This window comes from Pollutimonas rozaliensis, from assembly GCF_048751585.1.
Classification (GTDB): domain Bacteria; phylum Pseudomonadota; class Gammaproteobacteria; order Burkholderiales; family Burkholderiaceae_B.
On sequence record NZ_JAZHOB010000231.1, the window covers coordinates 1 to 256 of the forward strand.

Annotated in this window: 1 protein-coding gene; it reads right to left on the minus strand. The window is 44.9% G+C overall.

What is annotated here, in order from left to right; all coding sequences use genetic code 11:
- Positions 1 to 229 (minus strand): thioredoxin domain-containing protein (locus tag V0R37_RS22710; protein ID WP_420376634.1); only part of this gene is annotated, 229 nt, incomplete at its 3' end.
- Positions 230 to 256 lie beyond the last annotated feature (27 nt).

A 256-nucleotide genomic window follows, 5' to 3' on the forward strand; every position in this document is an offset into this window, starting at 1 on the left:
TGGATTGCACCCCAAATTGCATGGCTAAGTCTTGTTCAGTATCACAATTGACTTTAGCGAGGCAAAGTTGCTGCGGGTATTGCTGCACAATTTTTTCGAGGATCGGCGATAACTGCTGGCAAGCGGCACTGCGCGCCGACCAAAACTGAAATAACACCAGTTGCTGGGTGGAGCGCTCTAATACTTCGCGCGCATTCATTAAACTCACATCAACAATAGGATTGAACATAAATAAGTGTTCCATTTATAACGTTAC